The following is a 17,427-nucleotide window of genomic DNA, read 5'->3' as shown; positions in this document are numbered from 1 at the left end:
AGGGAGAGGGGCGGCAAGCGAGAGACGGCGCGAGCGGGCATAACAAAGGCGACCCCGGGGTCGCCTTTGTTATTTGCATGGGAGGAGAAAAACTTAGCGGGCCTGGGCCAGGGTGCGCACCACGGCGGCGTGGGCCTGGCGGGTGCGGCTGATGTGGCGGGGGGCGACCAGCACCACGTCGTTGCCGGCCACGGCTCCCAGGATCTCGGGATCGGCGTTGCGATCCAGCAGGCGAGCCACCACGGTGGCGGCCCCCGGGGTGGTGTGGACCAGCACCATCTGCTGGTTGTGGACCACGCCGCGCACCATGTCGTGGATGGAGCGGGTGCTGCCGGCGGGTTCCAGCTGCTCGTCCACCAGGGTGTAGACCTTCTTGCCGTTGGCATTCTGGGCCTTGGCCACGCCGAGGCGGCGCAGCAGGCGGGAGATGGTGGACTGGCTGATGTCGGCGAAGCCCCGGTCGGCCAGCTCGCGGCGGATCTCTTCCTGGGTGCTGTAGCAGTGCTGGCCGATGATCTGGCGGCAGGCGTCCAGCTGGGCCTGGTCGGACTCGATTTCGACGGGACGGCTGAGGGTCTTGACCACGGGGATGTCCTTTGATGATAACCGTAGGCTAGGCGTCACCACTACCCTATGTCCGTTTGCTAGCAAAAAATGCTGTTGAAAAAGAATCGGGTAGCGAATGAGCGGCGTTTAGCCGTTATGGGATGGCAAATTATAACCAAAGGGGGAATAAGTGATGTGACAGGGGTCAAAAATGGGCCCCGTGGGGCCCAGCTGGCTATTAGTAACGTTCGCTGACGATGTCCTGGGTGAAGGATTTTTCGCAGTATTTGCACTTCATGCGCACCGCGCCCTTCACTTCGCGTACCCGGAAGTAGCTGTCCACCGGTTCGTTGTGGGAGATGCAGTTGGAGTTCGGGCAGTGGAACACCCCGGTGATGAACTCCGGCAGTGCCAGCTGATGCTTCTTCACCACCACGAAGTCTTCGATGATGTTGACGGTCGCCTTGGGGGCGAACAGGGCCAGCTGGTTGGCCTGCTGTTCGGTCAGCCGGGTGTGCTCGATCTTGATGAGATCCTTCTTGCCGAGGGCGCCGGATTTGAGGTTGAAGCCGACGGTGATGCGCTCCTGGGTCTCGATCAGCTGGAACAGCTTGAGGATCTTGATGCCCTGGCCGGCGGGGATGTGGTCGATGACGGAGCCCTGACGGATGGCTTCGACTTGCAGTTGGTTCTTCTCGGACATGATGTTCCCCTTTCCCTTAGACGGTTTCGTTCAGTACCAGTGCCAGCAGTGCCTGGCGCGCATAGACCCCGTTCTCCGCCTGCTGGAAGTAGTAGGCGTGGGGCGTCTTGTCGACCGCGACCTCAATCTCGTCGACGCGGGGCAGGGGATGCAGGATCTTCATGGTCGGCTTGGCCCCTTCCAGGGTGGCCAGTTCCAGCACGAACTTGGCGGCCATGTGCTTGTACTCGGTCTCGTCGAAGCGTTCCTTCTGGACCCGGGTCATGTAGAGGATGTCGAGCTCCGGCATCACCTCTTCCATGGTCTCGTGCACGCTGAACTGGATGCCCTTCTCTTCCAGCTCCTCGCACAGGTAGTCCGGCATCGCCAGCGCTTCCGGCGAGATGAAGAAGAAGCGGCAGTTGAACAGGCTGAGGGCCTGGGCCAGGGAGTGTACGGTGCGGCCGTATTTCAGGTCGCCGACGAAGGCGACGTTGAGGCCGTCCAGCTTGCCTTGGGTCTCATGGATGGAGAAGAGGTCCAGCAGGGTCTGGGTCGGATGCTGGTTGGAGCCGTCGCCGCCGTTGATGACGGGCACCCGGGAGAACTCGGAGGCGAGGCGGGCCGCCCCTTCCTTCGGATGACGCATCACCACGGCATCGGAGTAGGAGCCGATGATCTTGATGGAGTCCGCCAGGGTCTCCCCCTTCTTGGCGCTGGTGTTGCCCCCGTCGGCGAAGCCGATGATGTTGCCGCCGAGGCGCTGTACCGCGGTCTCGAAGGAGAGGCGGGTGCGGGTGGAGGCTTCGAAGAAGCAGCTGGCGACCAGCTTGTCTTTCAGCAGGCGGGTGTCGGGTTCGGCCTTCAACCGCTGTGCGGTGGCGACCACCAGTTCCATGTCGGACCGGGTCAGATCCGAGATGGAGATGACGTGTTTGTTATAGAGTGGATTGGTCATCGTCTGCATTCCCTTTGGCATCAATGAAGGTTTTTCGGGCACAAAAAAAAGCCCCTGAAACAGGGGCTCTTTTTAAAAACAATTGGGGATCTGTGGGTCGGGAACCGGAAACAACGGGGCCGCTCTGGTGCGTTCCACTCGTCTGCAAGGCTGCTTTTTTCATTAAAAACGGCATCGTCCTGTCCTGACCTTTTTCAAAACCGCAACGATTATAGAGTCGGTTTTTGAATTGTCAAAAATTTATTTCTGAGGCATTTTTTCGACAAAAAAACGTTTAACTGGCGCGAACGGGTCGGCAAACCCAGACCTGGTGCTCATCCTGCAACGGCAGCCCATCCTGCGCCATGCTGCGCAGATAGCCGAGTCTGTGGTGCCCCTCCAGCAGGCAGTAGGGGCCGGGCAGGGGCTGGCCATCCGGGGAGCTTGCGACGAGGGCGGGATCCAGCACTATGATGGGCTCGGTCCAGGTGCCCAGGGTCAGCATCTTCTCCCCGAGCCAGGAGCGGCGCACGTAGCGATTGTGGCGCAGCAGCTCTCCCCAGCGCTCGATCACTTCCATGTGGCGGGAATCGATGTCGGCCAGGATGCGCGCCGTGAGCCAGTGTTCGCACTGGAAGTCGTGGCTGGCGAGATCGATAAAGCTCCAGTTGGACTCGAAACCGCGCCAATGACGGTAAATCCACTGGCTCAGCACATTGGGGGGAATGAAGGGGACCGCGGGGCCGACCCGTGCCAGATAGTCGGGCAAGGGCTCGGTTTTGCTCTCGTCCCTGAAGTTGAGCGGTGCAAGTTGTTGAAGTAAGCGGTAATTGAGCATGAGCACTCTCCTCTTGCCTAGCCCTTGATCCCACCCTACCTCCATTTTGGTGGCTTTCCTACCCTGACAAGGCTGTAAATACAGCGAGTTACCCCCCGAGGCTGCCAAAATCGACGGCATCTGCTCGTGATTTGCGCAATCGCATCGAAAGTGCGAAAAAAGCCTTTACCTTTGATCCCGGCTTTGTATAATTCGCCTCGTTTGTTGCAGGGGCGTAGTTCCAATTGGTAGAACAGCGGTCTCCAAAACCGATGGTTGCGGGTTCGAGTCCTGCCGCCCCTGCCATTTTTCAGAAAGGCCAGCTCATTGAGCTGGCCTTTCGCATTTCCGTCCCGCCACTTTTCTGTGGCCAGTGCCTTGCCTCTTCTGTCCTGCTCGCTCGATCCAGAAAAAATACCCGTTATTTTTCAATTTCTTGTCTGCATGCTCCTGCGCTAGTCCCAGTCGCGCTTTCCTGCCATGTCGTTTCTGGCAGTCGTGTGCTCTTGCCCCCTGTGCTACACCACATGGGCTGCGCCACTCGGCACCATGATCCTGTCTGAGTCGGTCGCCTGCATGGATGCGCCAGCCCTAGCTGGCATTGAGGACATCGCGAGGAGAGTCATCATGAACAAGGCCGTTGAAACCCGCTTGAACAAGTCCCGCCCCGGTGGCTGGGTGCCACAGGATCAGCACCACATCGATCGCTGGATCAAGCGGTTGCAGGCATATGTGGCGCAGCAACCGCGGCCGCTGGTGGCCCCCATCGCCCAGTTGCAGGATCTGGTGAAATCCGATCCCCTGCTGCACGCCCAGGCAGATGCCATGTTCAAGGAGGCCTGGCGCCACGAGCATCTGACCCCTCTCGGGCAGATTGCGCTGAAAGATTTCGACGAATTTCTGGTCCTGCTCAACGGCATCATGACCACGGCCCCGGAAGCCTATCAGGACATCCCGAGCCAGGAGCCCTCCGGTCTCATCGGCTTCCCCATCAATGCCCTGCTGGATTGGCCCATGGCCACCCGCTCCGGCTACCTGTTCTTTGCCAACACCCTGGTCAACCAGCAGTTCAAGAAGATCCTCGGCTACTGGTCGCAGTTTCTGCAGAGCCCGGCCTCCCGCTACGTGCTGACCGAGCCGGTCAGCCGGCTGGACAAGGAGACCCTGATCGTCCCCTGGCTCGGAGAGGTGGCGCAGGCCGAGATGGTGAAGGTGGCCGGTTCGGCCCGGGGGGAGGGCAGCAATCCGACCCCGGCCCGTTTTGATGCCATCTTCCAGTGCCATCCGGCGGAGCCGTACCATGGCTTCGGCTGCTGGGATGATTTTTTCACCCGCACCTTCCGTCCCGGCGTACGGCCGGTCTCCTCTCCCGGGGATGACGGCGTCATCGTCAATGCCTGCGAGTCGGCACCGCTGCAGGTCAAGACCGGGGTGAGCCGCAGCGATCGCTTCTGGCTCAAGGGGCAGCCCTATTCCCTGGACAACATGCTCGACTTTGATGACACCGCGCCCCTGTTCGACGGCGGTACCGTCTACCAGGCCTTCCTCAGTGCCTTGAGCTATCACCGCTGGCACAGCCCGGTGAGCGGCACCATCCGCAAGGTGCGCATCGTCAACGGCACCTACTACCTGGAAAACCAGTACGAGGGCTTCCTCGACGCGGACGGGGCCGATCCCAGCGCCCCCAACAACTCCCAGCCCTTCCTCACCTCGGTGGCAACCCGGGCGCTGATCTTCATCGAGGCGGACAACCCCAGAATAGGCCTGATGTGCGTGGTGCCGGTGGGCATGGCCGAGGTGTCGAGCTGCGACATCACGGTGAAGGCGGGGGACAGGGTGAAGAAGGGGGATCAGCTCGGCATGTTCCACTTCGGCGGCTCGACCCACTGTCTGGTGTTTCGCAAGGGGGTGGAGCTGGCCTTCGACTTCCATGGCCAGACCCCGGGCCTCGACGCCATCAACCTGCGGCTCAACACCGCCATCGCCAGGGTGAAGTAGCGCCGTCCCGAACGCCATTAGGCCGCCATCTGGCGGCCTTTTTCATGGGCGAAACAGAGGAGGGTGGCATCATTCGGGGCATGACACCCTGGCCAATCGAATCAATGGCCCCATCCCCATAGCCTGAGCGAATGGTGCCGATACGCTGATCAAAATTCACCGGGCGGGCCGGGCTGGCCATAATCGGGGGCCGCCATCCGGCTCACTCACAGGAGATCCCATGTCCCCCCGCTTCACCGAATGGACCCAACCCCTGCAACTGGGGGAGGCGCGGCTCGAGATCGCCGCCATCGGCCGCCCCGGCCTGCGCGCCCCCGTCGTCTTCCTGCACGGTTTCGGCTCCACCAAGGAGGATTACGCCGATCTCGTCCACCATCCCGATTTCGAGGAGAGACCCTTCCTCGCCTGGGATGCACCGGGCTGTGGCGCCTCCACCATCGACGTCCCGGCCCGCATCGATCTGGATCTGCTGGTGCAGATTGCTGTGCGGATGACAGAGAGCAAGGGGTTCGAGCGCTTCCATCTGGTGGGTCACTCCATGGGCGGGCTGACTGCCCTGCTGCTGGCCCATCGCCATCCCGAGCGGGTGCTCAGCCTCACCAGCATCGAGGGCAACCTGGCACCGGAGGATTGCTTCCTGAGCCGCCAGGTGCACGCCCATCCGGCAGAGAGTGACGAGGCCTTCTTCGCCGACTTCATCGCGCGCACCCGCCACGGCCGGGACATGGCGAGCGCCCTTTACGCCGCCAGCCTGCAGCACAAGGTGCGTAGCGGGGCGGTGCGGCCCATCTTCCGCTCCATGGTGCAGCACAGCGATGAGGGGGATCTGCTCGGCAAGTTCCTCGCCCTGCCGTGCCCCCGGCACTTCATGTACGGGGAACAGAACGCCCATCTCTCTTATCTCGGGGCGCTGTCGCAGGCCGGAGTCAGGCTGACCGAGATCCCTCGCTGTGGCCACTTCCCCATGTATTCGAACCCGGTGCTGATGTGGTGGGCCCTTGCGGAGTTCTTCGAGGAGAGCGAGCGCTACCTCGGCCAATAGCAGGCATCGCGCACCGGACCGTTTGACGCCGCGGTCACGCTGCGTCGACCCGGTGCGCGCAACCCGGGATGGCGGGTGCGGTCAGCCCCGCAGCAGCACCAGGGCGAGCAGCAGGAAGGCGAGGGCGCTGATGCGGTTGATCCAGCGTCCGCCGCCCCCCTGCAGCCAGCGCCGCGCCTTGCGGGCCGAGAGGATGTAGCCGCCGTGGACCCCCATCATCAGCAGACAGAAACTGGAAACCAGCAGCACAAACTGTGGCAGATAGGCCCGCTGGTGGTCGATAAACTGGGGCAGTATGGATAGGAAGAAGATCAGCGCATTGGGATTCGTGAATTGCAGCATGACCCCCTCCAGAAACAGATGGCGACGGGCGGTCGGTGGCACCTCACCGAGGGGGCGGGGGACGCTGCGCCACAACTTCACCCCGAGCCAGGCCAGGTAGAGCACGCCGCCGTAGCGCACCCACTGGAAGGCGGTGGGGGAGGTGGCGATGAGCACGCCCAGGCTGGTGGCGGAGAGGATGGCCACCCCGAGCACCCCGCAGGTGAGGCCAAGCATGCCGACCAGGGCCGCCCCCAGGCCGTGGTTGAGGGCATTGGTGAGGGACTTGAGGGTACTGGGGCCCGGGCTCAATATGGTGAGCCCCGCCAGGGTGAGAAACATGAGATAGAGTTGCACTGCGCTTCCTGTGCCGCGTTGCGAGAGGTGGTCGCCATTGTTGTGAGGCGCCACCTATACGTAAAATCCAAAGAAAGTAACGACCCGATTCGAACAGGCTATCGACCATGATCAACTTCCGACTCGTCCGCCATCTCTGGCTGTTTCTGGCGGTGGCCGAGGAGCGCCATTTCGGCCGCGCCGCCCGCCGTCTCGGCATGACCCAGCCGCCCCTGACCGAGCAGATCAAGGTGCTGGAGCACGCCCTGCGGGTGAAACTGTTCGATCGCACCCCCAAGGGCGTGCAACTCACCCCGGCGGGGCAGGCCATCCTGCCCGCGGTGCGGCGGCTGGCGGATCAGCTGGAACATCTGGAGCTGGCGGTGCGGGAGGCGGCATCGGGCCAGGTGGGATTGCTGACCATCGGGGCCATCACCTCCGCCATGCTGGATGAACTGCCGGCGGTGATCGAGCGGCTCAAGCTGAGCCACCCCGGCGTCACCGTCTCGGTGCGGGAGATAGACAGCGCCGATGCCATCCCGGCGCTGGAGAGCGGCGAACTGGATCTGGCGCTGGTGCGGCTGGCCGGGCGGGACAAGGGGAGCATCAGGGTGCGCCCCCTGAAGCAGGATCGGCTGGCGGTGGCGTTGCCCGCCACCCATCCGTTGGCGGGGGACGCGGCGGTGCCCCTCGCCGCCCTGGCGGAGGAGCCGTTCGTGTTGTTCCCCCGGGCCCTCAATCCGGCCTATTTCGATACCCTGATGGCCTGCTGCCACGAGGCGGGGTTCGCCCCCCGGGTGCTGCACGAGGCGCGTACCGTGGCCTCACAGGTCGCCTTCGTCGGCTGCGGCCAGGGGGTGGCCCTGGTGCCGGAGACCCTGCACAAGAGCGCCCCGGCCAACGTGGTGATCCGCCCCCTGGCGGGGGAGGTGCAGGTGGTCACCACGGCGCTGGCCTGGCACGGGGAGCGCCCGCCTGCCCTGCTGGATCTGCTGCTGAGTGAACTGGGAGGTGCCGGTCTGCGGCAGCAGGAGGCAGAGCCAGAAGCGTGATCGGCAGTACAGTATGCGGAAAATTATCAATAAATAGATCAGATTCACTAAAGTCCTGCCCCGTTAGCGCCGATAGTCCTACCAAGATGGAGGTATCTCTGCCTCCCGTCACCACAAGGATCTGTAGTCATGACACTCTCGTTGCGCGGCAAGCTGCTCGCGACCAGCCTGGGGGTAGTGCTGTTGATGGCGGCGTTGCTCGGCGTGGTCGCCTTCCAGACTCTCAAGTCCCGTACCCTGGAGGCCATCCGGAGCGAGGCCGTCAACTACGGTCATGCCCACGGGGTGGCCATCGGCAGCTGGATGGAGGACCGCAAGCACGCGGTGGATGCCCTGGCCGCCGTCATCGCCGAGAACCCGCAGGCGACCCTGGTGCCCCATCTGTTGCAGACCCGTACCTCCGGCGGCTTCGGGCTCACCTACTTCGGTGGCAGCGACGGGCAGATGACCCGTCACGACCCCTCCCTCAACACCGCCAACTATGACCCGCGCGCCCGCCCCTGGTACCAGAACGCGGTCAAGGCGGGCAAGTTCATCGTCACCCCGCCCTATGTGAGCGTGACCATGCAGCAGATGGTGGTGACCCTGGCCGAACCCGTGTTGCATCAGGGTCAGGTGATCGGTACCGTCGGGGCGGATCTCTCCCTGGATGCCCTCATCGACGAGGTGCTGGCCATGAAGGTGCAGGGGGAGGGCTATGCCATGCTGCTGGACCGCACCGGCCTCATCGTCGGCCACCCCCAGAAGGATCTGGCCCTCAAGCAGGTGGCCGAGCTGGCACCGGATCTCTCGGGGGCGGCCCTGACGAGCTGGAGCCAGAGCGGCGAGCTGCACCCGGCTACCATCGACGGCCGCGCCGTGCTGCTGTCGGTACAGGCGGTGCCCGGTACCGACTGGCTGCTGGCCATGGTGATGTACCAGGATGTGCTGGAGGCGCCCTTCGCCACCCTGCTGTGGCAGCTGGTGGGGCTGACTCTGGTACTCCTGCTGCTGTTCAGCGCCCTGCTCATCGCCACCTTCAACTACCTGTTCGCCGATCTCGGCCGGGTGTCGAAGGCGCTGGCCGACATCGCCCACGGGGAGGGGGATCTGACGGTGCAGATCGCCACCCGCAGCCAGGACGAGGTGGGCCAGCTCGCCCAGAGCTTCAACCAGTTCGTGGCCAGGTTGCACGGCATCGTCAGCCGCCTGCGGGAGGTGACCATCGAACTGGCGGATCAGTCCCGCGCCCAGGCCCGGGGTGCCGAGTCCCGCAGCGAGCGGGTGCGCCAGCAGCAGGACGAGATCGTGATGGTGGCCACCGCGGTGACCGAGATGGCCTCCGCCACCCAGGAGATCGCCGGCAACGCCGAGTTTGCCGCCACCACCTCCGGGGAGGCGGTGCACCTCGCGGTGGCGGGCCAGTCCCAGGTCGGCCAGAGCCAGCGCAGCATCACGAGCCTTGCCGATGAGGTCGCCGATGCCAGCCAGACCATCCACGAGCTGGATACCCATGCCCAGAAGATCAGCGGCATCCTGGCCACCATCAGCGGCATCGCCGAGCAGACCAATCTGCTGGCCCTGAACGCCGCCATCGAGGCGGCCCGGGCCGGGGAGCAGGGGCGCGGTTTTGCGGTTGTGGCGGACGAGGTGCGGGTGCTGTCGCGGCGCACCCACGACTCCACCGCCGAGATCCAGCAGATGATAGAGGCGCTGCAGCAGACCACCCGTCGTGCCGTCAGCGGCATGGAGAGCAGCCGTCAGCTGGCGGGCACCAGCGTGGAGGATGCCGAAGCCGCGAACCTGAGCCTCGGCCAGATCAACGAGGCCATCGGCGCCATCAGCGACATGGCGACCCAGATAGCGGCGGCGGCGGAGGAGCAGACCTCGGTCACCGGCGAGATCAGCCGCAACACCGAGAACATACGCCACGTCTCCCAGGAGCTGGCGGAGCAGGCGCGGGAGGAGGCCCATCAGGCGGCATCCCTCAAGGCCCTGACCGAGCGACTGGAGCAGGAGATTGGCCGCTTCCGGCTCTGAACGGGGCGTCACGACGATCACAAAGGCGGCACAGGCCGCCTTTATTCATGGTGAGAATGGAAACTGCAACCGCATGCACCGGATGAATAATGGGTGCTCATCCGGCCCTGCGGCGCTGCCAGAGGGACTCCGCGCATGCAAGTTAGCCGCGGCCCCTCGGGATCCCGGCGATGCCCGTGGACAAGGGGATCACCCCTCCATGATGCGCAGTTGCCCGTCCCGAAAGCGGGAGGCCTGATCCGTGGGGGTGCTGCCGAAGAAGCGCTTGTACTCCCGGCTGAACTGGGAGCCGCTCTCGTAGCCGACCTTGGCCGCCGCCGTGCCCGCCTTGATGCCGTCGTGCAGCATCATCATCCGCGCCTTGTGCAGCCGGAACGATTTGATGTACTGCAGGGGCGAGGTGGCGGTGACCGCCTTGAAGTGGTGGTGGAAGGCGGACACGCTCATGTTCACCTCCCGCGCCAGCTCCTCCATGGTCAGGGTGTCGGCGTAGCGCTGCTCGATGAGCCGTAGCACGCGGGCTATCTGCCCCATGTGGTTGTGGCGGTTGGCCAGGGCCTGCAGGGCCGGGCCGCCCCCCTCGTGCAGGGCGTAGAACAGCATCTCCCGCACCGTCTGGGGCCCCAGCACCCGGGCGTGATGGGGCTTGTCCATCAGATCGATGAGCCGCTCGGCGGCGCAGAACATCTGCTCCGAGAGGGGCACCGCCAGCACGCCGCTCTTCTGGGGCGGCGGGGGCGGCAGATTGTCCCCCAGTTCCAGCAGCAGCTCCTGCAGGGTGGCCACGTTGATCTCCAGGGAGAAGCCGATGAGGGGCTGCTCGGGGGAGGCGAAACACTCGCACTCGCAGGGCAGGGGCAGGGTCATCAGCAGGTAATGGCTGGGATCGTAGCGAAACACCTGATCCGCCAGGTAGCCCACCTTGTGGCCCTGCAAGATCACTATCATCCGCGGCTGGTAGAGCACCGGCAGGCGGCCGTGGGGCTCGGTGGTGTAGATGAGATTGACCTGGGAGACCGGGGAGGGAGTGATGCCCGGGGCCGCCACGTGGCGGGTCAGCCGGGCGGCGAGGTCGGCGTAGCGGTCGGACATAGGTACTCCAGGTAAATTTCAATGTTTGCAGAAATAGGCAAGCAATCTGCAGAATGTTGCCTTGATGGTAAGGTCTGACTGTAGAAAAATGCAATCATCATTTTGCGGCCAGGCCGCGCAGCCATCCAGAGGTAATCCCAATGTACAACTTCACTCTGCACACCCCGACCAAGGTGTTGTTCGGCAAGGGCCAGGTCGCCCACCTGCGCGAGCAGCTCCCCCAGGACGCCCGCATCCTCATCACTTACGGTGGTGGCAGCGTGGTGCGCAGCGGCCTGCTGGCCCAGATCAAGCAGGATCTGGCGGGCATGACCCTGTTCGAATTCGGCGGCATCGAGCCGAACCCCACCTATGAGACCCTGATGGGCGCCGTCGAACTGGCCCGCGCCGAGAAGGTAGACTTCCTGCTGGCGGTCGGTGGTGGCTCCGTGCTGGACGGTACCAAGTTCATCGCCGCCGCCGCCCACTACGATCTGGCCAAAGACCCCTGGCACATCCTCGAGACCGTTGGCGGCGAGGTGGCTTCCGCCATCCCCCTCGGCGCCGTGCTGACCCTGCCGGCCACCGGCTCCGAGATGAACATGGGCGCCGTCATCACCCGCAAGAGTAGTGGTGACAAGCAGCACTTCTTCTCCCCCTTCGTGATGCCGCGCTTCGCCGTGCTGGATCCCGTGCTGACCTACACCCTGCCGGCCCGTCAGGTCGCCAACGGCGTGGTGGATGCCTTCATCCACACCCTGGAGCAGTACCTCACCTTCCCGGTCAATGCCAAGGTGCAGGATCGCTTCGCCGAAGGCCTGCTGCTGACCCTGGCCGAGGAAGGTCCCAAGGCGCTGGTGGAGCCGGAAAACTACGACGTGCGTGCCAACATCATGTGGAGCGCCACCCTGGCCCTGAACGGCCTGATCGGTGCCGGCGTGCCGCAAGACTGGGCGACCCACATGCTGGGCCACGAGATCACCGCCCTGCACGGCCTGGATCACGCCCAGACCCTGGCGGTAGTGCTGCCGGCCCTGCTGCAGGCCAAGCGTGAGCAGAAACATGCCAAGCTGCTGCAATACGCCGAGCGAGTCTGGGATCTGCGCAGTGGCACCGAGGAAGAGCGCATCGACGGCGCCATCAAGGCCACCCGCGACTTCTTCGAGCGGATGGGGATCAAGACCCGCCTGCGGGACTATGGTCTGGCGGATGCGGGCATCGATACCCTGCTGGCCAAACTGGAAGAGCACGGCATGACCAGCCTGGGTGAGCACGGCGACATCGACCTTGCCCAGAGCAAGCATATTTATGAGGCTGCCTGGTAAGCGGCGCCCAGCTGCCGCCAGTGCCACTCGGCTATGTATAGCGGGGCCCTTCCTCAGCCTGCGGGCGGGGAAGCGGCCCCGTTCTCGTTACAAAACGGTTACTTTTTTCCGCTTCGTCTCATCCCATGCGCCAACGGCAGATTTCGTAAGAACAAAAAACGCTAAGATAGAGGGCCGGTTAAACATTTTTTTTGACTGGTTGGATCACTTTTTTTGGTGCTTTTTGCTGGTATAAGTCGCTAATTTAGTTTGTTTTTTTTAATCATGGGTCGGGTTGGGCTGAATTCTGTACCGACGCCGTCCGGGCTGCGGTTGTAATAAAACTCCAAAATTTGATACTAATCACCTTCGCGCCTGAAAAGCGGGGGCCTGACCATGACAGGAGGTTGAGGTAAAGCCTGCTGATTTTCATAACAAAGGGCCCGTGACCTGTACTTTGGTCATGCCTTGTCTGCTCAGACATGAGAGACTGGGCAATGATTGTTTATTAACCATCAGGGAATAGTCATGCAGATTGGAATACCGAGAGAGAGTCTCGCCGGTGAGACCCGGGTCGCAGCGACCCCGGCCACCGTCGAGCAGCTGAAAAAGCTCGGCTTCGAGGTTGCCATCGAGGCCGGTGCCGGCCAGCTGGCCAGCTTCGATGATGCCGCCTTCGAGGCTGCCGGTGCCAGCGTGGTGCCGAGCGTCTGGCAAGCCGACCTCATCTTCAAGGTCAATGCGCCGACCGACGCCGAGATCGCAGAAATTAAGGATGGCGCCACCCTGGTGAGCTTCATCTGGCCCGCTCAGAACCCCGAGCTGGTCGAGAAGCTGTCCGCGCGCAACATCAATGTGATGGCGATGGACATGGTGCCGCGGATCTCCCGTGCCCAGTCCCTGGATGCCCTCTCCTCCATGGCCAACATCGGTGGCTATCGCGCCGTGGTCGAAGCCGCCCACCAGTTTGGCCGCTTCTTCACCGGTCAGATCACCGCCGCCGGCAAGGTTCCCCCTGCCAAGGTACTGGTGATCGGTGCCGGCGTGGCCGGTCTGGCCGCCATCGGGACCGCCGGTTCCCTCGGCGCCATCGTGCGTGCCTTCGACACCCGTCTGGAAGTGGCCGAGCAGATCGAGTCCATGGGTGGCGAGTTCCTCAAGCTGGACTTCGGCGGCGAAGATGGCGCCTCCAGCGACGGTTACGCCAAGGTCATGTCCGATGAGTTCATCAAGGCCGAGATGGCGCTGTTCGCCCAGCAGGCCAAGGAAGTGGACATCATCATCACCACCGCCCTGATCCCGGGCCGTCCTGCTCCCAAGCTCATCACCAAAGAGATGGTGGACAGCATGAAGCCGGGTTCGGTGATCGTGGATCTCGCGGCCGCCACCGGCGGCAACTGCGAATACACGGTGCCGACCGAGCTGTTCGTCACCCCGAACGGCGTCAAGGTGATCGGTTACACCGACCTGCCGGGTCGTCTGCCTGCCCAATCCTCCCAGCTCTACGGGACCAACCTGGTCAACCTGATGAAGCTGATGTGCAAGGAGAAGGACGGCAACGTCGCCATCGACTTCGAGGACGTGGTCCAGCGCAACATGACGGTGATCCAGGCCGGTGAAGTGACCTTCCCGCCCCCCGCGATCTCCGTCTCCGCCGCTCCCCAGAAGCCGGCCGCCAAGGCTGCGCCGAAGAAGGTTGAAGAGAAGAAACCCTCCAACAAGAAGTTCGTGTTCGGTGCCCTCGGCATCGCCGCCTTCGGTTGGGTGGCTGCGGTGGCCCCTGCCGCCTTCCTCTCCCACTTCACCGTCTTCATCCTGGCTTGCGTGGTCGGTTACTACGTGGTGTGGAACGTCTCCCACTCCCTGCACACGCCGCTGATGTCGGTCACCAATGCCATCTCCGGCATCATCGTGGTCGGCGCCCTGCTGCAGATAGGGCAAGGGTCGACCCTGGTCACCGTGTTGGCCTTTATCGCCGTGCTGATTGCCAGTATCAACATCTTCGGTGGCTTCACCGTTACTCAGCGCATGCTGAAGATGTTCCGTAAGGATTAAGGGGGTTTAACGTGTCTCAAGGACTGGTAACAGCATCCTATATCGTTGCCGCCGTGCTCTTCATCCTCAGTCTCGCGGGACTGTCGAAGCAAGAGACGGCCAAGCATGGCAACCTGTTCGGTATCGCGGGTATGGCCATCGCCCTGCTCGCCACCGTCTTCAACCCGGAAACCAGTGGCGTGCACTGGATCATCCTGGCCATGGTCATCGGCGGCGCCATCGGCGTGCGGCTGGCACTCAAGGTCGAGATGACCGAGATGCCCGAGCTGGTGGCCGTGCTGCACAGCTTCGTGGGCATGGCGGCGGTGCTGGTGGGCTTCAACAGCTTCATCGACCTGCACCCGTCCGCCCCTGCCGAGGTGGTGGTCTCCGTCGGTTCCAACCTGGATGCCACCCTGGCGGCAGCCCGGGCGGCGTTCGAGCAGGCGGCCAGTGTCGCCCAGGTCGAGCACCTGTCTGGCGCCATGCTGAACATCCACCTGGTGGAAGTCTTCCTCGGCGTCTTCATCGGTGCCGTGACCTTCACCGGTTCCATCGTTGCGTTCGGCAAGCTGCGTGGCCTCATCTCCTCCAAGCCGCTGCAACTGCCACATCGCCACAAGCTGAACCTGCTGGCCGTGGTCGTGTCGCTGGCGCTGATGATCCACTTCGTCAACGTTGGTGGCTCCACCTTCGCCCTGTTGCTGATGACCCTGATCGCCTTCGCGTTCGGCTGGCACCTGGTCGCCTCCATCGGTGGCGCCGACATGCCGGTCGTGGTCTCCATGCTGAACTCCTACTCCGGCTGGGCGGCGGCGGCGGCGGGCTTCATGCTCTCCAACGACCTGCTGATCGTGACCGGTGCCCTGGTGGGTTCCTCCGGTGCCATCCTCTCGTACATCATGTGCAAGGCGATGAACCGCTCCTTCATCTCCGTCATCGCCGGTGGCTTCGGCTCCGACGGCGTGGCCTCCACCGCCGATCAGGAACTGGGCGAGTACCGCGAGACCAATGCCGAAGACGTGGCCGAGATGCTGAAAAGCGCCAGCTCCGTCATCATCACCCCGGGCTACGGCATGGCGGTGGCACAGGCTCAGTATCCGGTGGCCGAGATCACCCAGAAGCTGCGTGATCGTGGCGTCAAGGTGCGCTTCGGCATCCACCCGGTGGCCGGTCGTCTGCCGGGTCACATGAACGTGCTGCTGGCGGAAGCCAAGGTCCCGTACGATATCGTGCTGGAAATGGACGAGATCAACGAGGACTTCAGCGATACCGACGTGGTGCTGGTGATCGGTGCGAACGACACCGTCAACCCGGCCGCCATGGAAGATCCGGGCAGCCCCATCGCCGGCATGCCGGTGCTGGAAGTGTGGAAGGCGCAGAACGTCATCGGCTTCAAGCGCTCCATGAACACTGGCTACGCCGGTGTCCAGAACCCGCTGTTCTTCAAGGAAAACACCCAGATGCTGTTTGGCGATGCCAAGGCCAGCGTCGAGGCGATCCTCAAGGCGCTGTAAGCGTCAGCGGAATGGAAAAAGGAGGCTTCGGCCTCCTTTTTTTATTACCCGGCATTGGGCGTTCTTATTGCCTGGTATTGGGCGTGCGGCCTGAGCACAGACGGCTGGATCGGGGGTCGGGAGAGGTTTGGCGCCGACGACAAGCAGGTTCGTTTGGACTCCAAATGGCGATCCGGATCGCAATCCGGTGACGTTCCTCCTGCTGGAAGGCATAATGGCGGCAAAAGGCGAACGGCTTCAATTTTATTTGATTCTGACGTCATTAAAATCAAATAAAGTTACAGGAACGGGCGGGCCCGCAGCGGCCCTCCTTCCACCAGATCCATCCGCCGGGCCAGCAATGTCACGCGGCACAGTGAATACGAGAACCACAGATGAAAGCACAATGGACCGATTTCATAACCCTGCTCAAGCGTGAAGTGGTGCCGGCCCTTGGCTGCACCGAACCCATGTCGGTGGCGCTGGCGGCGGCCAACTGCCGCAGGCTGCTGGGGCAGGATCCCGCCCGCATCAGCGTCTGGGTGAGCGGCAACCTGTTCAAGAACGGCATGGGGGTGGGCGTGCCCGGCACCGGCATGATCGGTCTGCCGGTGGCTGCCGCCGTCGGCATTACAGGGGGCAACCCGGATGCGGGCCTCGAGGTGCTCAAAACCCTGACGCCGGCCCAGGTGGAGGCGGCCAAGATGCTGCTCCCCCTCATTCAGGTGGATGTGAAGGATGTGCCGGATGTGCTCTACGCCGAGGTGCTGGCCGAAGCAGACGGCCACAGCGCCCGGGTGGTGATCTGCACCGATCACACCCGCATCGTGCTGATGGAGAAGGATGGCGAGGTGCTGATGGAGCAGGACAGCGCCCCCGGGGTGCAGATCCAGCCCGCCAAATCCGACAAACCCACCATGACCCTGAAGGAGATCGTGGAGTTTGCGCTGGAAGCACCACTGGCGGAGATCGACTTCATTCGCGAGGCGGCCAGCATGAACCAGGCGCTGGCGGATGAGGGGTTGCAGGGCTATGGCCTGCGCATCGGCAAGATCCTGACCGATCAGGTGGAGCGCAAGCTGCTCTCCGACGACCTGATGACGCTGGCCATGCGCCTCTCCTCTGCCGCCTCCGATGCGCGCATGGATGGTGCCATGCTGCCCGCCATGTCCAACTCCGGCTCCGGCAATCAGGGCATCGCCGCCACCATGCCGGTGGTCGCCGCCGCCCGCTTCCTCAACGCGAGCGACGAGCAACTGGCCCGGGCCCTGGTGATGAGCCACCTGGTGGCCATCTACATCAAGGCCTACCAGAACAAGCTGTCGGCCCTGTGCGCCGCCAGTACCGCCGCCATGGGCTCGGGGGCCGCCATCACCTGGCTGCTGGGCGGCCAGTTCGAACAGATCAGCCACTGCATCAACAACATGATTGGCGACGTTTCCGGTATCATCTGCGACGGGGCGGGCAGCGCCTGCTCCATGAAGGTCTCCACTTCCACCTCGGCGGCGGTCAAATCCTCCCTGATGGCCATCAACAACCTGCGGGTGCCCCAGAGCGAGGGGATCGTCTCCGATGACGTGGACCAGACCATCGCCAACCTGGGCCGGCTCTCCAAGCAGGGGATGCTGGATACCGATATCGAGATCATCAACATCATGCGGGCCAAGCAACAAGGCAAGGCGAGCTGATGAAGAGGGTGGCGCAGGCCACCCTCTGTCTTTGACTGGCGCCACCCCGGCCATACCGGGGGGCGTGCCGCCACGATGCGGCCA

14 protein-coding genes and 1 tRNA gene are annotated in these 17,427 nt (G+C 63.4%); 9 read left to right on the top strand and 6 right to left on the bottom strand.

What is annotated here, in order from left to right; translation table 11 throughout:
- Window positions 1–93: 93 nt before the first annotated feature.
- The 4 genes from VZC39_RS19815 to VZC39_RS19800 form a co-directional block, all read right to left on the bottom strand.
- Complete coding sequence (locus VZC39_RS19815) at window positions 94–585, bottom strand: arginine repressor (protein WP_349920183.1); 492 nt, start codon at window positions 583–585, stop codon at window positions 94–96.
- A 199-nt stretch (window positions 586–784) separates the two neighbouring features.
- On the bottom strand, window positions 785–1,249 hold the full coding sequence (gene pyrI, locus VZC39_RS19810; RefSeq protein ID WP_349920181.1) for an aspartate carbamoyltransferase regulatory subunit: 465 nt from the start codon (window positions 1,247–1,249) through the stop codon (window positions 785–787).
- Window positions 1,250–1,265: 16 nt separating this feature from the next.
- Window positions 1,266–2,186 carry an aspartate carbamoyltransferase gene (pyrB, locus tag VZC39_RS19805; protein ID WP_349920180.1) on the bottom strand — a complete coding sequence of 307 codons (921 nt, stop codon included), beginning with the start codon at window positions 2,184–2,186 and terminating at the stop codon, window positions 1,266–1,268.
- Window positions 2,187–2,460: 274 nt separating this feature from the next.
- On the bottom strand, window positions 2,461–3,003 hold the full coding sequence (locus VZC39_RS19800; RefSeq protein WP_349920179.1) for a hypothetical protein: 543 nt from the start codon (window positions 3,001–3,003) through the stop codon (window positions 2,461–2,463).
- 208 nt (window positions 3,004–3,211) lie between these two features.
- Between VZC39_RS19800 and VZC39_RS19795 the strand changes: the two genes are divergently transcribed.
- From VZC39_RS19795 to VZC39_RS19785, 3 genes are all read left to right on the top strand, one after another.
- A tRNA-Trp gene (locus VZC39_RS19795) sits at window positions 3,212–3,288 on the top strand.
- 321 nt (window positions 3,289–3,609) lie between these two features.
- Entirely contained in the window at window positions 3,610–4,980 is a 1,371-nt protein-coding gene (locus tag VZC39_RS19790) for a phosphatidylserine decarboxylase family protein (protein ID WP_349920178.1), read from the top strand.
- A gap of 220 nt (window positions 4,981–5,200) precedes the next feature.
- Window positions 5,201–6,022: an alpha/beta hydrolase gene (locus VZC39_RS19785; RefSeq protein WP_349920176.1), complete on the top strand. Its 822-nt coding sequence runs from the start codon at window positions 5,201–5,203 to the stop codon at window positions 6,020–6,022.
- 81 nt (window positions 6,023–6,103) lie between these two features.
- Here VZC39_RS19785 and VZC39_RS19780 read toward each other — a convergent pair whose 3' ends face one another.
- Window positions 6,104–6,700 (bottom strand): LysE family translocator, encoded by a 597-nt coding sequence (locus VZC39_RS19780; protein ID WP_349920175.1) that lies wholly within the window; start codon window positions 6,698–6,700, stop codon window positions 6,104–6,106.
- Window positions 6,701–6,807: 107 nt separating this feature from the next.
- On the opposite strand from VZC39_RS19780, the gene VZC39_RS19775 reads away from it, so the two are divergent.
- Both VZC39_RS19775 and VZC39_RS19770 read left to right on the top strand, forming a co-directional pair.
- On the top strand, window positions 6,808–7,731 hold the full coding sequence (locus VZC39_RS19775; protein ID WP_434664645.1) for a LysR family transcriptional regulator: 924 nt from the start codon (window positions 6,808–6,810) through the stop codon (window positions 7,729–7,731).
- A 129-nt stretch (window positions 7,732–7,860) separates the two neighbouring features.
- A complete protein-coding gene (locus tag VZC39_RS19770) occupies window positions 7,861–9,750 on the top strand; it encodes a methyl-accepting chemotaxis protein (protein ID WP_434664643.1) in 1,890 nt (629 codons plus the stop codon).
- Window positions 9,751–9,939: 189 nt separating this feature from the next.
- Here the strand turns inward: VZC39_RS19770 and VZC39_RS19765 are convergent, their stop codons facing one another.
- Window positions 9,940–10,842, bottom strand: a complete 903-nt coding sequence (locus VZC39_RS19765; protein ID WP_434664641.1) for an AraC family transcriptional regulator N-terminal domain-containing protein — start codon at window positions 10,840–10,842, stop codon at window positions 9,940–9,942.
- Window positions 10,843–10,982: 140 nt separating this feature from the next.
- On the opposite strand from VZC39_RS19765, the gene yqhD reads away from it, so the two are divergent.
- The 4 genes from yqhD (at window position 10,983) to VZC39_RS19745 (ending at window position 17,343) form a co-directional block, all read left to right on the top strand.
- Window positions 10,983–12,146, top strand: a complete 1,164-nt coding sequence (gene yqhD / locus VZC39_RS19760; protein ID WP_434664640.1) for an alcohol dehydrogenase — start codon at window positions 10,983–10,985, stop codon at window positions 12,144–12,146.
- A 507-nt stretch (window positions 12,147–12,653) separates the two neighbouring features.
- The gene (locus VZC39_RS19755; protein WP_434664638.1) at window positions 12,654–14,180 is read left to right on the top strand and encodes a Re/Si-specific NAD(P)(+) transhydrogenase subunit alpha; all 1,527 of its coding nucleotides are present in this window, start codon (window positions 12,654–12,656) and stop codon (window positions 14,178–14,180) included.
- An 11-nt stretch (window positions 14,181–14,191) separates the two neighbouring features.
- Window positions 14,192–15,676 (top strand): Re/Si-specific NAD(P)(+) transhydrogenase subunit beta, encoded by a 1,485-nt coding sequence (gene pntB / locus VZC39_RS19750; protein ID WP_434664637.1) that lies wholly within the window; start codon window positions 14,192–14,194, stop codon window positions 15,674–15,676.
- A gap of 374 nt (window positions 15,677–16,050) precedes the next feature.
- Window positions 16,051–17,343 carry a serine dehydratase subunit alpha family protein gene (locus tag VZC39_RS19745; RefSeq protein ID WP_434664635.1) on the top strand — a complete coding sequence of 431 codons (1,293 nt, stop codon included), beginning with the start codon at window positions 16,051–16,053 and terminating at the stop codon, window positions 17,341–17,343.
- Window positions 17,344–17,427: the final 84 nt, after the last annotated feature.

It is taken from the genome of Aeromonas sp. NJAU223 (assembly GCF_051125555.1).
Lineage (GTDB): Bacteria > Pseudomonadota > Gammaproteobacteria > Enterobacterales > Aeromonadaceae > Aeromonas > Aeromonas veronii_G.
Note: the sequence above shows the minus strand (reverse complement) of the source record. Positions and strands in the feature narration are given on the sequence as shown.